The sequence below is a fragment of the Afipia sp. GAS231 genome, assembly GCF_900103365.1.
Lineage (GTDB): Bacteria > Pseudomonadota > Alphaproteobacteria > Rhizobiales > Xanthobacteraceae > Bradyrhizobium.
In genome coordinates this window covers 1,295,488-1,312,846 of the sequence record NZ_LT629703.1, presented here as the reverse complement: position 1 = coordinate 1,312,846, position 17,359 = coordinate 1,295,488, and the positions used below count along the sequence as shown (strand labels likewise).

The window sequence follows — 17,359 nt, the reverse complement described above, 5'->3', positions numbered from 1 at the left end:
GGTACTCGCGACTATTTCCCCCTCGGAAAATCCCTCACGCGGAGTTTCCGATCGACGACTGCGCAAGCTAACCGAAATTTTCAAGGCGGTAGAATGATCCTGATATGGCAAAATCTTGCCATATTGCCGCGACCGGACCGGCGGTCGCGAACATGGTTAATTTGAGCGGTGAGCCGCCGGCGTCACAGCCTGTCGACGGCCCGAAAGGAGCCGTCCTTCTGGATGACGGTGAGGAAGACTTTCGGCGGCGCGTCGAGCATTTGCGAGCCGAAGGTGATGACGCTGCCGCTGACGTCGAATTTGCCGACTTCATTGATGAGCTGCAGCAGGCCGGCGCGCGTCGGGTTCGGTCCGGCCATCTCGAGTGCTGCGGCGGCGAGACGTCCCGAGAGATATCCCTCCAGCGAGACGAAATCCGGCGTCAGGCCGGGGTCGAGCGCCCGCTGGGCCGCCTGATAATCGGCGACCACTTTCAGCGAGACGTCCCACGGAAACGGCACCACCTGGGAGACGACGACGCCTTCGCCGGCCGCGCCGAGCTCGCGCGCCAGCGCGTTGGCGCCGACGAACGAGATGTTGACGAAGGTCGGATGGAAGCCGGCCTTGTGCGCGAGCTTGATGAACTCGGCGCACGGTCCATAGGTTCCGACCATCACCACGGCCTGCGGCTCCGCGCGCTTGAGCACCCGCAGCGCTCCGCCGACCGCCCTGGTGTTGCGTTCGAAGGTGCCCTCGGCGCTCAGTTCCAGGCCGCGCTTTTCCAGCGCATGTTTGACGCCGGCCAGACCGTCGCGGCCGAAGGCATCGTCCTGGTAGAAGATTGCGATGTTGGTGAAGTGAAGATCCTCGGTCAGATGCTTGACCCAGGCCTCGGCCTCGGCGCTGTAGCTGGCGCGGATGTTGACGACGCTGGTAAGCGCCGGATTGCGCAAGAATTCGGCGCCGGTGAACGGACCGATATACGGCACGCCGCTCGCGTTCGAGATCGGAACGGTAGCGACCGCCGTCGGCGTGCCGACGGCGCCGATCAGCGCGAAGACGTTGTCTTCCTCGATCATCCTCTTGGTCTGCACGACCGCCCGGTCGGGATCGTAGCCGTCGTCGCGGCTGAGGAGACTGAGCTTGCGGCCGTGAATTCCGCCCTTTGCGTTGACCTCGTTGAACGCGGCAACGATGCCCTGCCGCATGCCCTGTCCGAGCGCCGAGGACGGGCCTTCGAGGGCCGCGACCTGGCCGAACAGGATGGTGTCGGCGCTTACGCCCGCCTCGTCGGCCACGGCATGCAACGGGCATGCTGCGGCGAACATGGCGACGATGCTTGCAACGATCTTAGGTGGCAATTGATTCATGGCGACATCTTGCGGAACGAAGAACACATTCTCCGCGCCGACGATATTTCCACGGCGTGAAGACCTCGCTAACTTCGGGCGCGCGTTCGCCCCCGTAGTATCCCGGAGAAATGTGCCGCCGCGCGTGCGTTGACGGCCGGATCGTTAACTAAGCCTGCCAAACCGGCCGGGGTATGGCGCGGGATTCTTGAGTTTTTAACGCAAGTCTATGTCCGATGTTCGTGGGCACCGGAACAGGAGTTTCGGTGAAGCGTGGGCCGGGCGAAACTGACGGATATGAGCCAGCGAGATTCAGAAGGCCGTCATGGGGATGACGTGCCGGGAAGGCGCCGGAGCCGGTTGATGCGGTCGGCGTTTGGACCGGCCGCGATCGCCATGGCCATCGGCGTCATGCTGTCATTGGCGGGAGCCTTTGCCGTTGCCCGCTGGGAGCAGCGCGTCGCCAACGTTGAGTTCGAGGGCGTCGCCGAAACCCAGGCGATCATCCTGCAGAACGGCATGAACGAGTATATCAGCCGGCTGGTGGCGCTGCGCACCCTGTTCGAATCCGCCAATGAGGAGGTTACCCGCAGCGAGTTCGAGACCTTCAGCGGACGACTGTTCGAACGTCATCCGGGCATGCTTCGGGTCGCCTGGCTGCCGCGGATCAACCGCAAGGAGCGCGCCGAATACGAGGCGGCAGCGATTGGCGATGGCGTCTCCGGCTATCGCATCAAATCCTTCCAGCAGGACGGCAACTACGTGACCGCGCCGCAGAAGGACGAATATTTTGCCGTTTTCTATTCCACCGAGCCGAAGACCTCGCCGGTCTACGGGTTGGATTATTCGGCCGACCCGGAGCGGCATGCCGCGCTGGAGCGCGCGCGGGACAACGATCAGATCACGGTGTTGCGCTCGCGGCTTTACCAGCCAAAAGAAGGCGTCCGGCCGATCGGCGTGTTTGTGAGCGTACCGATCTACGTCAAGGGAACATCGCGGACGACAACCGCCGACCGAAGGCGCAACCTCGCCGGCTTTGTCGTTGGCGTGTTCGATTTACCGCTGTTGCTGCAGTCGATCCGCGCCACGACTGCGGCAAGTCCGGCGGTTGCCGTCAGTGTCTACCCTGATGGAGCCACGACGGAAGATGCTCCGGATTTTTCCTCCGAGCGACTGACACCGGCTTCGAAGAAATATCTGGCGCAGGCGCCGCAATGGTTGGGCGCGCTCAATATCGGTGACGCCAGCTGGCAGGTGCGTGCCGCTCCCGCCGCCGGTGGTCCGTTGATCGCGTTCTGCTACCGCGCGCTGGCGGTGCTCGCTGCGGGCATCATCATCACTTTGTTCCTCGCCGCCTATCTGTGGCTGGCCAGCCGCAACTCGCTGCAGCTCGCGCGCGCCAACCGGCGCGTGCTGGAGCTGGCGCAGACCGACATCCTGACCGGACTGCCGAACCGGGCGTTCTTTCTCGAGCGGCTGAACGACATCAATTCATGCGAACGACAGCGCGGCGGGACGTTCTCGGTCTTGATGCTCGACCTCGATCGCTTCAAGAACGTCAACGACTCGCTCGGTCATGCCGCCGGCGACGAACTGCTGCGTCAGGTAGCGCATCGCCTGAAATCGACGCTGCGCTTTACCGACGTGCTGGCGCGGCTTGGCGGCGACGAATTTGCGGTAATCCAGGCGGCATGTGATGACCAGCGCTCCGGTTCGATCGAATTGGCGGCGCGAATTTCCAAACTCGTCACCGAGCCGTTCATGCTGCCGGGTCATCGCGTCGAAATCGGAACCAGCATCGGGATTGCGCTGGCGCCCGAGCACGGCGACGGCGACGGCGAGCTGCTGAAAAAGGCCGATCTGGCGCTATACCGTTCGAAATCGGCGGGCCGGGACTGCTACACGGTCTACGACGAGGCGATGTCGGCCGACCTCGAGGCCCGCAACACCCTCGAGGGCGACTTGCGCGACGCCATCGCGCGCTGTCAGTTCGAGGTGCACTACCAGCCGTTCTTCGACATGCAGACCGGCCAACGGCGGGGCGCGGAAGCGCTGGTGCGCTGGCGACATCCGACCCGTGGACTGGTCCCGCCCGACCAGTTCATTCCGCTGGCCGAGGAGACCGGCCTGATCATTCCGCTCGGCGAATGGGTGATCCGGCGCGCCTGCGACGACGCGATGACCTGGCCGGCGGACATCAAGGTCGCCGTCAACCTGTCGCCGGTCCAGTTCAAGCAGGCCGAACTGTTCGACATGATCAAGTCGGCGCTGAAGAATTCCGGCCTGCCGCCGGAGCGGCTGGAGATCGAGATCACCGAATCCGTGCTGCTGGAACGCGCGCTGGAAAACCATGCGTTCATCGAACGGCTGAGGGGCATCGGGATTTCGCTGGCGCTCGACGATTTCGGCACCGGATATTCATCGCTCGGCAGCCTGACCGCATTCCCGTTCAACAAGATCAAGATCGACAAGTCGTTCACTGCCGATCTGACGCGGAATCACAAAAGCACGGCGATCATCTGCTCGATCCTGACGCTGGCGCTCGGTCTTGACATGTCGGTGACGGTCGAAGGCGTGGAGACGCGGGAACAGTATGAGCGGCTGAAGGCGATGGGGGTCAACTTCGCGCAAGGCTATCTGATGGGCCGGCCGATGCCGATCGACGAACTGGAACGCCAGCCGCAGGTTTTTCGCTCGCGCCAGGACGCGGCGTAAGTTTGCGCCATAGCGTTTTTGAGCGAAGTGGAAACCGGTTCGCACAGCAATCAAGTTTACGCAGATTGCGTAGACTTATCTGCGGTAGAAAACGCGTCAAACAAAAGACGCCAGCCTTGCGATCCCGAGATCGTCGGCGACCTGATCCAGTCCGCGCATCAGGGCAGGGGCGACCGGGATTCCATCCCGCGTCCGCTTCACCCGCGTCTCAAAGCTGCGTTCGCCCGGCACCAGGATGCGCTGCACGCCCGGCATGCGCTCGCTGTTGCGGAAATCGAGCACCAGCGTGTCGACGCTTTTCTTGAAGGTGGCGACGTCGCCGAAGGCGGCGACGTTGATGGCGCAGATGGCCTGGCCGGTGTTGGTGACGCTGTCGTCGTCATGGTTGAAGTCGATCACGTCTTTACCCATCGCGGCACCGCCGAGGGTGCCCGCGAGCAGGCCGATGATCATGGCAAGGCCATAACCCTTGTAGCCGGCTTCCATGCCGCCGAGCGGCAGCAGCATGCCCTCGTCGGCGCGCTTCGGATCGGTCAGCGGCTTGCCGGCGCGATCGATCATCCACCCCTCCGGCATGGTCTCGCCGCGCAGCGCCTTGGTCTTGACCTTGCCGTAGGCGGCAACCGTGGTCGCCATGTCGAGCACGATCGGCTTCTCGTCGCCGGCGGGTATTGCAGCCGCGATCGGGTTGGTCGACAGCAGCATGTCGAGGCCGCCCCAGGGCGGCAGATGGTTGGCGTTGCCGACCGCGAAATAGAGCCCGACCATGTCATGGGCGAGCGGCATCGATGCGTAAAGCGAGGCGGGGCCGGCGTGGTTGGAGAATTGCGAGTTGACCCAGGCGATCCCGGTCGTGCGCGCTTTCTCGATCGCCATCTCGGCCGCGCGCTTCATCACCAGATGACCCATGCCGTTGTCGCCGTTCAAGACCGCGGTAGAGAGGTGATCGTGGACGACATGGATGTTCGGCCGGACGTTGAAGCCGCCGGCCTTGATGCGCCTGATATATTGCGGCAGCCGGGTCACGCCGTGTCCGTCCGAGCCCTGCAGGTCGGCCTCCGCCATCAGGCCGGCGACAACAGCGGCATCCTGTTGCGGCAGGCCCACCTTCGTCAGTGCTTCCTGAATGAACGCTGTGAGGCGGCTCAACGTGACGGTGGTTTCGGACATCAGAACTCCCGGTGGCCGCGGCGTTCAATGCGCCCGGCGCGAATTTTTTGACGGCAATGCGGTAGGCGGATTGACCCTAACCCGGGCCGAAGGCTTTGAAGGTAATGATGGTGTGGGTGTCCTGGATGCCGGGAATCACCTGTACCTTTTCGTTGACGAAATGGCCGATGTCGGTGTCGTTGTCGACGTAGAACTTGACCAGCAGATCATAGTCGCCGGCGGTGGAATAGATCTCCGAGGCGATCTCGGCTTCCGCGAGCGCATTGGCGACGGCATAGGACTGGCCGAGCTTGCATTTGAATTGGACGAAGAAGGGAACCATTGCGTGTCTCCGGAAATCGTTGGCCGCACTATAGCGTTTTCGAGCGAAGTGGACACCGGTTCGCGTCTAGAAAACGCGTCAAAACAAAAGACTAGAGCCGGGTCTAATGCAATCAGACCGGGCTCTAGCCAAAAACAGGGGCCAAAGGCAAGCCAACTTGCTGCCGATTGCCCGCCGCGCTAGGACAGCTTATGGCCCCGAACACACCATTTGCGCGAGCCCGGACATGACGACGCCGATCGCGCTGACAATTGCCGGCTCGGACTCCTCCGGCGGCGCCGGCATCCAGGCCGACCTGAAGACGTTTGCGGCCCTCGGCGTCTATGGCGCCTCCGTCATTACCGCGCTGACGGCGCAGAACACGCAAGGCGTCAGCGGCATCCATGCGGTGCCAGCCGAATTCGTCACCGCGCAGATCGACGCGGTGTTTTCCGATCTGGCGGTTGGCGCCGTCAAGATCGGCATGGTGGCGCAGCCTGCGGTGATGGACGCGATCGTCGCCGGGCTGACTCGCTGGTCGCCGAAACATGTCGTGCTCGATCCGGTGATGGTGGCAACCTCAGGCGACCGTTTGCTCGCCGCCGAGGCGGTCGAGGCGTTACGCAGCAAACTCATTCCGCTTGCGGCCGTGATCACACCGAACCTGCCGGAGGCCGCGGCGCTGCTGGATGAACCAATTGCGATGAGCGAAGCCGCGGTCGAAGATCAGGGCAGGCGATTGCTGGCGATGGGATGCAAGGCGGTGCTGATCAAGGGCGGCCACGGGCAGGGCAGTGAGAGCATCGACTATTTGATCGATGCAAAGGGTGTCATCGCGCTGGCGGCGCCGCGCGTCGCCACAAAAAATACCCATGGCACCGGTTGCTCGCTGTCGTCGGCGATCGCGGCAGGTCTTGCCAAGGGCGAAGCCATGGAAACCGCCGTTCGCAACGCCAAGGCCTTCGTCAGCGCCGCGATATCAGCGGCGGATCGCTTCAGCGTCGGCCATGGCCACGGCCCGATCCATCATTTCCAGAAGTTTTACTGACCGGTTCCCGGATCGGATCTCCGCAAAATCACGGTTCCACCGCGGTATGTCGCCTCACTGTCGCATCGCGCTGATATTCGCGATCAGCGGGGGCGCAAGACTGATTCTAGTGACGCGGTTAACGCCAAGGATCGTCGAGAATCGTCATCGCTCTGTCACAGGAATCCGATAGGTGCATGACGCATGGGTAGTGACTCCTTGAGTGAAGAAAGCCCCGAACGGCGCTTTCGCACTTTGTTTATCTCCGACGTCCATCTCGGAGCCCGCGGCTCGCAAGCCGACCGGTTGCTGGACTTTCTCAGAACCCACGACGCCGACACCATCTATCTGGTCGGCGACATCGTTGACGGCTGGGCGCTGAAGTCCGGCTGGTACTGGCCGCAATCGCACAACGACTTCGTGCAGAAGATGCTGCGCAAGGCGCGCAAGGGCGCCAAGGTCATCTATGTGCCGGGCAATCACGACGAGTTCCTGCGCAACTATTACGGCACGCATTTCGGCGGCATCGACGTGGTGGAAAACACCATTCATGAAGGCGTCGACGGCAAGCGCTATCTGGTGATCCACGGCGACATCTTCGATCTCGTGGTGCAGAACGCGCGCTGGCTCGCCCATCTCGGCGACAAGGCCTATGATTTCGCCATTCAGATGAACCGGCTGGTCAACTTCTTCCGGCGCATGTTCGGCGTGCCGTACTGGTCGCTGTCGCAATGGGCGAAGCTGAAGGTCAAGAACGCCGTCAACTATATCGGGGCGTTCGAGAAGACGCTGGCCGGCGAGGCACGGCGTCACGGCGCCGACGGCGTGATCTGCGGCCACATCCACTACGCCACCATCCGCGACGAGCACGGCATCCGCTACATGAACTGCGGCGACTGGGTCGAGAGCTGCACCGCGCTCGCCGAGCACGAGGATGGAAGGTTCGAAATCATCACCTGGACCGATCCGCTGCGCCGGGCAGCGCCGGTTCCCCGCGTGGCGGCGCGCGCCGCATGACGCATATCCTGGTCGCGACCGATGCGTGGCATCCCCAGGTAAACGGGGTGGTTCGGACGCTGACCATGATGGCGGAAGCGGCAAAAGGTTTCGGCGTCGACGTCAGCTTTCTGACGCCGCAATCGTTCCGGACGTTTGCGATGCCGAGCTATCCGGATTTGCGGCTCGCTTTGCCGAGCCCCTGGAAGATCGCCGAGCTGATCGACGCGGCAAAGCCCGACAGCATCCATATCGCAACCGAAGGCCCGATCGGGCTATTGGTGCGGCGCTATTGCCGCAAGCGCGGCCTGCCATTCACGACCAGCTTTCACACCCGTTTCCCCGAATACGTGTCGGCGCGGTCGCCGATCCCGGAATCCTGGGTCTGGCGCGTGCTGCGCGCCTTCCATCGGCCGAGCCAGGCGGTGATGGCGGCGACGCCGGCGCTGGCGGCCGAATTGCGCATGCGCGGCTTTCGCAACGTGGTGCTGTGGTCGCGCGGCGTCGACACCTCGCTGTTTCATCCGCGCGATATCGACCTCTGTTTGCCGACGCCGGTGTTCCTCAGCGTCGGCCGCGTCGCGGTCGAGAAAAATCTGGAAGCCTTCCTCGACCTCGATCTGCCCGGCACCAAGCTCGTCGTCGGCGACGGGCCGGCGCGCGCGGCGCTGGAGCGCAAATATCCGGACGCCGTCTTCCTCGGCGCGCGGCATGGCGAGGAACTGGCTGAAATCTACGCGGCCGCCGATATCTTCGTGTTCCCGAGCAAGACCGATACCTTCGGCCTGGTGCTGCTGGAGGCGCTTGCCAGCGGCCTGCCGGTGGCGGCGTTCCCGGTCACCGGTCCCCGCGACGTTATCGGGTCGGCGCCGGTTGGCGTCCTGAACGACGATCTGCACAAGGCCTGCCTCGACGCGTTGCATATTCCGCGCGAGACCTGCATCGAATTCGCCGCCGCCCACACCTGGCAGGCATCGGCGCGCGTCTTTGTCGACCATGCCCAAAATGTCGGCTCGGCTGACGCGGACGGCGATGCGGTCGAATTTGTGGCGGAAGACCCGCATTTCGCGGCTTAAGCTCACCGGCAAGCGGGATGATTCCATCCCGCTCGCAGGTTGTTGATTGAGCATGATCTTTTCCGAAAACCGGTTCCCACTTTTCGGGATCATGCTGAATGTAGCTTCCCCGCGGTCCGCCGGCGCGATACAACGGCGTATGACCGAAACAACCCCCATTGCAGCGGTCGGCGCTGCGGATATCGATGCGGCGGCGCGGGTGGTTGCGCCGTTTGCGGTGCGCACCCCATTGCTGTCGTTCCCCGTTCTCAACGAGCGCGCCGGGACCAGGGTGTTCCTGAAGCCCGAAATGCTGCAGCGGACCGGGTCGTTCAAGTTCCGCGGCGCCTTCAACAAGCTGTCGTCGATCCCGCAGGACAAGCGTAGCGGCGGCGTGGTCGCGTTCTCGTCCGGCAACCACGCCCAGGGCGTGGCCGCGGCGGCGCAGATCCTGAACATGCAGGCGACGATCGTGATGCCGCTCGATTCGCCCGTCACCAAGCGCGAGCGCACCAAGGGCTATGGCGCCGAGGTCGTGCTGTATGACCGCGACAAGGAAGACCGCGAGGCCATCGCCAACGGCATCGCCGCCAAGCGCGGCGCGACGCTGGTGCGCCCCTACGACGATCCGTTCGTGATCGCGGGGCAGGGTACCGCGGGCCGCGAAATCGCCGAGGATATGGCGGCAATGGGATTGTCGCCCGATATCGTGGTGGCGCCGGCGTCCGGCGGCGGCCTGATTGCGGGCGTGGCCACCGCCGTGAAGGCAAAGTTTCCGCAAGCCCAGATCATCGTCGCCGAGCCCAAGGACTATGACGACCACGGACTGTCGCTACGCGCCGGACATCGCGAGGCGCATCACGCCGCCGGCCGGACCATCTGCGACGCGCTGATGGCGCAGATCCCGGGCGAACTGACCTTCTCGATCAACAGCAAGCTACTGGCGAACGGCGTGACGGCTTCCGACGAGGAAGTCGGTGCTGCGGTTGCCTATGCCTATCGGGAATTGAAGCTGGTGGTCGAACCCGGCGGCGCCGTTGGCCTTGCCGCACTGCTGGCCGGCCGGATCGACGTCAAGGGCAAGAACGTCGTCATCGTGCTCTCGGGCGGCAATGTCGACGCGGATTTGTTCGCCAAACTGGTGGCGTGATCGAATCATCAAAATAAATTCGGGCGGAGCATGAACTCCGCCCTTTTTGTTCTTTGCAGACTCAATGCCTGCCGCCGTGACCGCCCAACGAATTGAATGAGTTGCGGGACGGCGAAGAGGCAAGGTGCGGGCCGGAACTGCCGCCGGTGCCGCCGCCGAACCTACGCGATGTGATCGTGCCTGCGGGCTTGTGGTTTTTCATCCGTATTGGATCGGCGTTCTTGTTCGGCAGGTTCGATATCTTGCCCGCGCCGTTATTGGCTCCAAGGTTCGACCCCTTGCCGCGCAGGGTGGTGATCTTCGATGCGCCTTGCATCGGCATATGATCCTTCGACAGGCCTGAATTTGTGACATTGATCGAGGGTGACCGCGTCAGCCGCGTAAATTGCATCAGCGGCATGGCCCTCGGCTGCGCCTGCAGCCTCAACGCGGATTGCGCATAGGGGCTGCTGGCGTAGCTGTCATGGAAGGCCTTGTAGACGACCGGTGAATTCGCCAGCACCGCCTTGTGCCACGCCGTTGCCTCCAGCCAGTTGCCGAGCAGATGGCGAATCCGGTCGCACAGGGGATCGCGCGGATAAAGGCGGATGAACTCCTCATAATAGTCGGGCGAGGCTTCCGACAGCACATAGTCATAGGCCTGACGCACCGAACGCGAGGGCAGGTTGGACGCAATCTGGATGATCGGACTGTGATCGGGCGTCCTGGCGGCGGCCATCGCAGTGTCGCCGAAGAAATAGAATTCGCTGGTCAGCGACGAGCTTTCCCACGGCGTCTGGCGACCCTCGGTGGCATCGTTGACGTCGAGGCGCACGCGCTTGAACAGTTGCTCGATCGGCAGATTGGGTTCGCGTGCGCGCTGCAGGAAGGCCCGCGTATACGGGCTGTGATTGCTGTCGCCGTCCTGGGCTTCCATGCCCGGCGCCGTCGAATAGCCGACGATCGAACCGTTCGGCGCATCGACGATCGCAAGGCCGCGGCCGGCATCGCTGACGCCGGGGAACGGGTTGTTGCGGCAAGCGTCGAGCACGACGATGCGCATCCGGCTCGGAATCGATTCCAGCGTCCCCATCACGTCGACCAGGCGAAGCGAATTGCCGTCGAGATCGGCGGGCGCGGAGATTTTTGCATCGACCGGAAGCAGGTAGTTTTCGCCCGCGAGCTGTACGCCGTGGCCGGCATAATAGATCATGGCGACCGTCTTCGGCCCGCGTGCGGTAATTTTGGCGGAGAAATCCTGCATGGCCTTGACCATGTCGTTGCGTGTCAGGTCGATTGCCTCGGTCACTTCGAAGCCCGCGGAGCTCAACAATTGCGCCATCGATTGGGCGTCGTGGCCGGGGTTGGCGAGTTTTGACGCGCTCTGGTAGTTCGAATTGCCGATAACAAGCGCGACCCGCGGCTCCCCGATCGACGACGACAAAGCGGTACCGCCGACCTCCGCGTTGGGCGCTTCAGCGAAAGCGGCACCCGTGGCAGCGAAGCCCAGCAGGCTGCCGAGCAAGCCGGCGCACACCAGCAAGGATTTGAAGCGGGACATATTCAAACAGGAGATATTCAAACAGGACATATTTAGCCAGGACATGGCGTCCTCCTTCCAATCTCGACGCGAGATCTTCGAAAGGAGACGCTAGGCCGGGGGTGCTTCGGTGTACGTGACGCCGGTCACCGTCCGGCTTCTGACGCGGAACGGTTGACCGCCACGGTCACGCGCAACGGCAGCAGCGCGACCGACATCGGCAACTGGCCGATGCTTTCGCCGTCGACGTCGGCCTGGACCATTTGATCGCTGTCGATCATGATCCGCGTCGCGTGGCGCCGTGTGACCTTGGGGTGAGCGAGATAGCTGCCGTCACCGAGACGAGGGACGATTTTCGTCAGGCTTTCCCATCGCCCCATGTCGCCGACCGTGATGAGGTCGAGTTTGCGGTCGCCCGGGTCGGCGCCGGGTGCGAGCATCAACCCTTCGCCCGCGCCGTCGAAGCTGCAAAGCAGCAGCGCCCACATCGGCAGCGTCTGTTCGGCTTCATCATCGACCCTGATGCGGTATGCGCGCGGGCTGTAGGTCAGCGAGGTAAACGCGGTCATCAGGACGTAGCTGACCGGGCCAAGCCGCTTCAGCAGCGGCACCCGCTGGGCCCGCCATGAGATCGTGGCGGCGGCGCCAACGATCGCGAGCAGGAAGCCGTAGCGGGTCACCTGCTCGCCCGCATAGCCCCTGGCCTCGGCGCGAAATACGTCGATCTCGCGCGTAGTTCCCGACGCGATGGCCCTGCTGGCATCGGTAAGCGAGATCTGGCCGAACGAACGGGATAACTCGTTCGAGGTTCCGCCGGGCAGTTGCGCCAGCACCAGATCGGGTGCGATCAGCCGATCATCCGCTATCACGCCGTTCAGGATTTCGCTGAGCGTGCCGTCGCCGCCGACCGAGATCAGGCGGCGGTAGCCGGCCGCAACGGCTTCACGCGCCAGCACCGTTCCATGATTGCGTTCGCGCGTCATCACGACGTCGTCGGCTGCGAGCGGGCCCAGATGGTTTTCCAGTTCGGCACGAATCTGGGGCCAGCGCTTGCCGCAATTGCCCTTGTTCGCCATCGGATTGACGATGACCCTGGTTTTCACCGCGATCTCCCCGCAGAAGACGATCCTGCCAGCTTGAGGCCGGCGGACGGCCGAAGCAACCGGAAAGCGAAGTGTTCGCAGGCGCACACAACGAGATGGGAATCTTGGGCGTAGGCGCTAAGCGCGCTCGGCCTCTTACGAGAAGAACGCGATCTTCTCGATCTGGCTCATGCGCCGGATCGGCGCCAGCGGATCGTTGGCCGGCTTGGCGGGCTTGCTGAACATGCCGCTGGCGAGAATGCTCGAGCCGAGCGACATCTCCACCGCAGGCGCGGCAACCGCTGCGGGCTGCGGCGGCATCTCAACCCGTGGTACGACGACGGCTGCGACCGGTTCTGCTACTTCCGCGATGATGGCTTGTTCGACCGGCACGGGCTCGGCGAAGTGCGCCGGTTCGGCCATCGCTGCTGCGATCTCGTCGTCATCGATCGGATCCGGCGCGCCCATCTCCATCGCGATCATGTCGAGGATCGCCTCGTCCTGGGCGTCGGCGGCCTCATCGGTGACGGCGGTATCGGTGACGTCAGTCACCTCAAGCGTTTCGTCCGATGCCAGCGCAACTTCGACGTCTGCGCTTTCGATGGCCGCCGCTTCCGCAAACGAAGTCTGCGTAGGCGCGGTCTCGGCGGCCACGGCCTCGGCGGGTTCAGCGAATGCCGTCGCGGAAGCCTCAGCCGCCTCCTGCACGGCGATGGTATCGACGGGCTCAGCCATCGCCGCGGTCGGCTCGTCTGCACGCCCATTGCTGCCGAATTCCGCGATCCGGTCCCCGATCACGGTGAAAGCGGCACCGAGCGCGGCCTTGGCCTCTTCGGTCGTGACTTCTTCCGAGGCCTTTTCGATCACCGCGACCTGCGAATCGATCAGGTCGCAGATTCGGCCGTCATTGCCGATTTCCCGCAACCGCCAGGCAATCTCCCGCAGCACCCGGGAGCCCTTGCGGACGGCGGCCTGGCGCTGCTCCAGCGCGAGGCCGTCGAGCGCCTCGGTGGCGGAGTTCTGTGCGGTCTCGACAACGGTGCGGATGGCCGCCAGCGCGGCTTTCAGGTGGTTGTCGGCGGCTTCAGCCGCGGCGGCCGCGGCTTTAGCGGCCGCCTGGGCGGTGGCGGCATCTGCAGCCTGCTGCTGGGCGGCAAGGCCTTCGCGCTGCGCGCTGAGGGTTTCTTCCTTCTGGGCAGCGAGGCTCTGCTCGATCCGCGCGACCGCGTCGAGCACCATGCGGGTGTCGGCATTGCGGTTGCGCTTGGCGTATTCGGTCAGGAACCAGCGGCCCCGCGAAGTCTCCATGAAGGCTTCGCTGATCGCGGCATAGTCCTCCTCACCCGGCAGCGCGGCGCGTGCTGAGATCGGTGAAAGGGCAAATGCTTCGTCGGCCATACAAATCTCTTCGCGCAAATCACGGCGCGTTACGATAACGAACATCACGATATCGGGCGAATCGCAATTGAATTGATGCCAAGCGAATCACAAATCCCCATCGCTTCTCAAGCTGCGTCGAAACGATTCGCTGGCCGGCTGGCGCTGTTCTACGGCGCCACCTTCGGAACGATGGGTACCCACCTGCCGTTTTTCACGGTCTGGCTGAAGGCGGTCGGCATCGATCCCTCGTGGATCGGCATCATTTCCGCGGTGCCGGCGACCACGCGCTTCACGGTGCTGCCGTTCGTGACCGGCGCTGCCGAGAAGCGCTATTCGCTGCGCGGGGCCCTGACGGTAGCTGCGTTTGCGACCGCGCTGGGCTTTGCCGTGATCGGCACGCAATATCTGCCGCTTGCGGTGTTGCTGGCCTACGCCGCCACCTGCGCGCTGTGGACGCCGATGCTGCCGCTGACGGACGCCTATGCGCTGCGCGGCGTGGCGCGCTACGGCCTGAACTACGGGCCGATGCGGCTGTGGGGCTCGGCGGCCTTCGTGGTCGGCGCGCTGATTTGCGGGCTGTTGGTCGATATCGTCGCGGCCAAACACCTGATCTGGGTGATCGCATCGATCGCGGCGCTCGGCGCCGTCGCCAGCCTTGGGCTGCAGCCGCTGGAGCGGCCGAGGCCCGCACAGGCGGCCGTCCAGGGCGCGAGCCCGCTGCTGCGCGATTGGGGTTTTGTCGCCATCATCGTCGCCTCGGCGCTGACCCAGGGCAGCCACGCGGCCTATTACGCGTTTGCGTCCATCGCCTGGCAGGGATTGGGGCTGGGTGGATTGACCATTGCCGGGCTGTGGGTGCTCGGCGTATTGGCCGAGATCGTGGTGTTCGCGCTGTCGCCGCGCTTTACGCTGCAACCTTCGACGCTGGTGGCGATCGGCGCACTCAGCGCGGTGGCGCGCTGGTCGATCACGGCGCAGGAGCCATCACTCGCGGTGCTCAGTGTGGTCCAGCTCGCGCACGGGCTGACCTACGGCATTACCCAGGTCGGCACCATGGGCCTCCTGGTGCGCCACGTGCCGATCCACCTGATGGCGCGCGGACAGGGCTATCTCGCCGCCTGTGGCGGCATTGTTAGCATGACGGCGTCAATCCTGTCGGGCATGGTCTATGCGCGCTACGGGGCTGGCGTCTATTATATGATGTCGGCGATGGCGCTGGCGGCCGCGGTCGTGATGTTCTGCGCGCGGCACAAATTATTGCATCAGCCCCAGAGTGCGGCTTCCGGCGGGTAGACCAGGCTGCCGTCGTAACGCAGTCCACCGTCGCGGTCACGCGCCAGCAGTAGCGGGCCGTCGAGGTCGACAAAGCGCGCCTGTGGCGCCAGCAGCATCGCCGGCGCCATGGCGAGCGACGTCGCGACCATGCAGCCGATCATGATCTCAAATCCAAGCGCCTGCGCGGCGTCGGCCATGACAAGCGCTTCGGTCAGGCCGCCGGTCTTGTCGAGCTTGATGTTGACCGCGTCATAGCGCCCGCGCAGGTCCGTCAGCGAGGCACGGTCGTGCACGCTCTCGTCGGCGCAGACCGCGATCGGCCGCTTGATGCGCGCCAGCGCCTCGTCCTTGCCGGCGGGAAGCGGCTGTTCCACCAGCGTCACGCCGGCGCCGGCGCAGGCCTTGAGGTTCTGCTCGAGATTATCCGGCGTCCACGCTTCGTTCGCATCCACGATCAGTTCGGATTCGGGCGCCGCCTTTCGCACCGCCGCGATCCGCGCGCCGTCGCCATCGCCGCCGAGCTTGATCTTGAGCAGCGGCCGGTGCGCGGCTTTCGCAGTTGCGGCAGCCATCGCGTCCGGCGTGCCCAGCGAGATCGTGAAAGCCGTGGTGCAGGACCGCGGCGCCGGCCGGCCGAGCAGGGTCCAGACCCGCTGGCCCGCGGTTTTGGCCTCGAGGTCCAGCAGGGCGCAGTCCAGCGCATTGCGGGCGGCGCCGGGGGGCATCGCGGCTTGCAGGGCCATTCGGTCCATTCCCCGCGACAACGGTTCCTGCATCGCCACAAGGGCGGCCAGCGTCGCTTCCGGGGTCTCGCCGTAGCGCGGGTAGGGCGTGCATTCGCCGCGCCCGGATCGCCCGTTCTGGCTGACTTCCGCGACCACGGTGACCGCCTCGGTTTTGGCGCCCCGGCTGATCGTGAAGGAACCCGCGATCGGCCAGCGTTCGATGGCTGCGGCAAGTTGTCGGGCAAGTGGTGGGGAAGGGGTGGAAGTCATTTTAAAATCTTGCAATTTCTGAACCGTAAGCTTGCCCGCCGCAACCAACTATGGCTGGTTAGAGCATGATCCGGAAAAGTGGACACCGGTTTTCCGAGCAGATCATGCTGAACCAAGAAGAACTAGATCATGATTCACCGGATCATGAACTAGTGTCAGATTCTACAAGGCAGTGCGGCGTGCCGGACCTTATCTTTTGCATCGACAGCGAGCCGGTCGGGGGGCGGGCATCGTGAACGGAGACCCGACACTGGAGCGGATCGCCAGCGGCAACGGGCTTGCCTTGTGCGCGGCGGGCTCGTGGACGGCCCGCTTTGCTCCGGTGCTGGAACGATTGGTGACCGACGCCGAGAAGCTCGGTGGCAGCCGGCCCAACATCTTCATCGACGTCAGCCAGGTATCGAAACTCGACACCTTCGGCGCCTGGCTGATCGAGCGGCTGCGCCGCAGCCTGACCGCGGGCGGTATCGAGGCCCAGATCGCGGGCCTGTCGGCCAACTATTCGAGCCTGGTCGACGAGGTCCGCCGGGTGAAGGCGCAGCCCGTCATCGACAGCCATACGGTGACGATATCAGGCATGCTGGAGCAGGTCGGCCGCAGCGTCGTCGGCGTCGGCGGCACTCTGGTCGGGCTGATCGACATGCTCGGCGCGGTGCTGGCCGCGGCCGGCAATGTCGTCATCCATCCCCGCGGTTTCCGTCTCACTTCCACCATCCATCACCTGGAGCAGGTGTGCTGGCGCGCGGTGCCGATCGTGGTGCTGATCACCTTCCTGATCGGCTGCATCATCGCGCAGCAGGGTATTTTCCATTTCCGTCAATTCGGCGCCGATATTTTCGTCGTCGACATGCTCGGCGTCTTGGTGCTGCGCGAGATCGGCGTGCTGCTGGTCGCGATCATGGTGGCGGGCCGTTCGGGCTCGGCCTACACCGCCGAACTCGGCTCGATGAAGATGCGCGAGGAGATCGACGCGCTGCGCACCATGGGCTTCGATCCGATCGAGGTCTTGATCCTGCCGCGGATGCTGGCGCTGGTGCTGGCGCTGCCGATCCTGGCCTTCCTCGGCGCCATGGCCGCGCTTTACGGCGGTGGCCTCGTGGCCTGGCTCTATGGTGGCGTCGATCCGGAAGCGTTCCTGCTGCGGTTGCGCGACGCCATCTCGATCAATCATTTCATCGTCGGCATCATCAAGGCGCCGGTGATGGCCGCGGTGATCGGCATCGTCGCCTGCGTCGAGGGCCTGGCGGTGCAGGGCAGCGCTGAATCGCTCGGCCAGCACACCACGTCCTCGGTGGTGAAGGGAATCTTCCTCGTCATCGTCATGGATGGCGTGTTCGCCATCTTCTTCGCATCGATCGGAATGTGA

The 17,359-nt window shown here is 64.2% G+C and carries 14 protein-coding genes; 7 read left to right on the top strand and 7 right to left on the bottom strand.

All coding sequences use genetic code 11. The features are described from left to right. Window positions 1-182: 182 nt before the first annotated feature. Complete coding sequence (locus BLS26_RS06360) at window positions 183-1,307, bottom strand: ABC transporter substrate-binding protein (protein WP_244541965.1); 1,125 nt, start codon at window positions 1,305-1,307, stop codon at window positions 183-185. A gap of 318 nt (window positions 1,308-1,625) precedes the next feature. On the opposite strand from BLS26_RS06360, the gene BLS26_RS06355 reads away from it, so the two are divergent. Further along, complete coding sequence (locus tag BLS26_RS06355; RefSeq protein WP_092509405.1) at window positions 1,626-4,043, top strand: EAL domain-containing protein; 2,418 nt, start codon at window positions 1,626-1,628, stop codon at window positions 4,041-4,043. A gap of 96 nt (window positions 4,044-4,139) precedes the next feature. Here the strand turns inward: BLS26_RS06355 and BLS26_RS06350 are convergent, their stop codons facing one another. Together BLS26_RS06350 and BLS26_RS06345 are read right to left on the bottom strand one after the other, a co-directional pair. Then, window positions 4,140-5,213 carry an Ldh family oxidoreductase gene (locus BLS26_RS06350; protein WP_092509403.1) on the bottom strand — a complete coding sequence of 358 codons (1,074 nt, stop codon included), beginning with the start codon at window positions 5,211-5,213 and terminating at the stop codon, window positions 4,140-4,142. A 76-nt stretch (window positions 5,214-5,289) separates the two neighbouring features. Beyond that, window positions 5,290-5,535, bottom strand: coding sequence for an Lrp/AsnC ligand binding domain-containing protein (locus BLS26_RS06345; protein ID WP_027541873.1), 246 nt, complete (start codon window positions 5,533-5,535; stop codon window positions 5,290-5,292). A gap of 226 nt (window positions 5,536-5,761) precedes the next feature. Here BLS26_RS06345 and thiD point away from each other — a divergent pair, with 226 nt between their 5' ends. From thiD to BLS26_RS06325, 4 genes are all read left to right on the top strand, one after another. After that, window positions 5,762-6,562: a bifunctional hydroxymethylpyrimidine kinase/phosphomethylpyrimidine kinase gene (gene thiD / locus BLS26_RS06340; RefSeq protein ID WP_092509401.1), complete on the top strand. Its 801-nt coding sequence runs from the start codon at window positions 5,762-5,764 to the stop codon at window positions 6,560-6,562. Between the two features lie 183 nt (window positions 6,563-6,745). After that, complete coding sequence (locus BLS26_RS06335) at window positions 6,746-7,558, top strand: UDP-2,3-diacylglucosamine diphosphatase (protein WP_092509399.1); 813 nt, start codon at window positions 6,746-6,748, stop codon at window positions 7,556-7,558. Further along, window positions 7,555-8,613 carry a glycosyltransferase family 1 protein gene (locus tag BLS26_RS06330; protein ID WP_092509397.1) on the top strand — a complete coding sequence of 353 codons (1,059 nt, stop codon included), beginning with the start codon at window positions 7,555-7,557 and terminating at the stop codon, window positions 8,611-8,613. The genes BLS26_RS06335 and BLS26_RS06330 overlap by 4 nt, the downstream gene beginning before the upstream one ends. 139 nt (window positions 8,614-8,752) lie before the next feature. Continuing rightward, window positions 8,753-9,742: a threonine/serine dehydratase gene (locus tag BLS26_RS06325; protein ID WP_092517703.1), complete on the top strand. Its 990-nt coding sequence runs from the start codon at window positions 8,753-8,755 to the stop codon at window positions 9,740-9,742. Window positions 9,743-9,803: 61 nt separating this feature from the next. Here BLS26_RS06325 and BLS26_RS06320 read toward each other — a convergent pair whose 3' ends face one another. The 3 genes from BLS26_RS06320 to BLS26_RS06310 all read right to left on the bottom strand — a co-directional run bounded on the left by BLS26_RS06320 (window position 9,804) and on the right by BLS26_RS06310 (window position 13,741). Beyond that, window positions 9,804-11,327: a caspase domain-containing protein gene (locus tag BLS26_RS06320; protein ID WP_371360785.1), complete on the bottom strand. Its 1,524-nt coding sequence runs from the start codon at window positions 11,325-11,327 to the stop codon at window positions 9,804-9,806. Window positions 11,328-11,407: 80 nt separating this feature from the next. After that, window positions 11,408-12,364, bottom strand: coding sequence for a diacylglycerol kinase family protein (locus tag BLS26_RS06315; RefSeq protein WP_092509393.1), 957 nt, complete (start codon window positions 12,362-12,364; stop codon window positions 11,408-11,410). Window positions 12,365-12,499: 135 nt separating this feature from the next. Then, the gene (locus tag BLS26_RS06310) at window positions 12,500-13,741 is read right to left on the bottom strand and encodes a hypothetical protein (RefSeq protein ID WP_092509391.1); all 1,242 of its coding nucleotides are present in this window, start codon (window positions 13,739-13,741) and stop codon (window positions 12,500-12,502) included. 75 nt (window positions 13,742-13,816) lie between these two features. Between BLS26_RS06310 and BLS26_RS06305 the strand changes: the two genes are divergently transcribed. Beyond that, a complete protein-coding gene (locus BLS26_RS06305) occupies window positions 13,817-15,016 on the top strand; it encodes an MFS transporter (RefSeq protein WP_092509389.1) in 1,200 nt (399 codons plus the stop codon). Here BLS26_RS06305 and dgcA read toward each other — a convergent pair. Next, on the bottom strand, window positions 14,986-15,993 hold the full coding sequence (gene dgcA, locus BLS26_RS06300) for an N-acetyl-D-Glu racemase DgcA (RefSeq protein ID WP_092509387.1): 1,008 nt from the start codon (window positions 15,991-15,993) through the stop codon (window positions 14,986-14,988). The genes BLS26_RS06305 and dgcA overlap by 31 nt on opposite strands. Window positions 15,994-16,225: 232 nt before the next feature. Between dgcA and BLS26_RS06295 the strand changes: the two genes are divergently transcribed. Beyond that, complete coding sequence (locus BLS26_RS06295; protein ID WP_092509385.1) at window positions 16,226-17,359, top strand: ABC transporter permease; 1,134 nt, start codon at window positions 16,226-16,228, stop codon at window positions 17,357-17,359.

Excerpts from the sequence above, each read along its gene's own strand:
- BLS26_RS06360 (WP_244541965.1), bottom strand. The coding sequence starts at position 1,307 with ATGTTCGCCGCAGCATGCCCGTTGCATGCCGTGGCCGACGAGGCGGGC.
- BLS26_RS06355 (WP_092509405.1), top strand. The coding sequence starts at position 1,626 with ATGAGCCAGCGAGATTCAGAAGGCCGTCATGGGGATGACGTGCCGGGA.
- BLS26_RS06350 (WP_092509403.1), bottom strand. The coding sequence starts at position 5,213 with ATGTCCGAAACCACCGTCACGTTGAGCCGCCTCACAGCGTTCATTCAG.
- BLS26_RS06345 (WP_027541873.1), bottom strand. The coding sequence starts at position 5,535 with ATGGTTCCCTTCTTCGTCCAATTCAAATGCAAGCTCGGCCAGTCCTAT.
- thiD (WP_092509401.1), top strand. The coding sequence starts at position 5,762 with ATGACGACGCCGATCGCGCTGACAATTGCCGGCTCGGACTCCTCCGGC.
- BLS26_RS06335 (WP_092509399.1), top strand. The coding sequence starts at position 6,746 with ATGGGTAGTGACTCCTTGAGTGAAGAAAGCCCCGAACGGCGCTTTCGC.
- BLS26_RS06330 (WP_092509397.1), top strand. The coding sequence starts at position 7,555 with ATGACGCATATCCTGGTCGCGACCGATGCGTGGCATCCCCAGGTAAAC.
- BLS26_RS06325 (WP_092517703.1), top strand. The coding sequence starts at position 8,753 with ATGACCGAAACAACCCCCATTGCAGCGGTCGGCGCTGCGGATATCGAT.
- BLS26_RS06320 (WP_371360785.1), bottom strand. The coding sequence starts at position 11,327 with ATGTCCTGGCTAAATATGTCCTGTTTGAATATCTCCTGTTTGAATATG.
- BLS26_RS06310 (WP_092509391.1), bottom strand. The coding sequence starts at position 13,741 with ATGGCCGACGAAGCATTTGCCCTTTCACCGATCTCAGCACGCGCCGCG.
- BLS26_RS06305 (WP_092509389.1), top strand. The coding sequence starts at position 13,817 with ATGCCAAGCGAATCACAAATCCCCATCGCTTCTCAAGCTGCGTCGAAA.
- dgcA (WP_092509387.1), bottom strand. The coding sequence starts at position 15,993 with ATGACTTCCACCCCTTCCCCACCACTTGCCCGACAACTTGCCGCAGCC.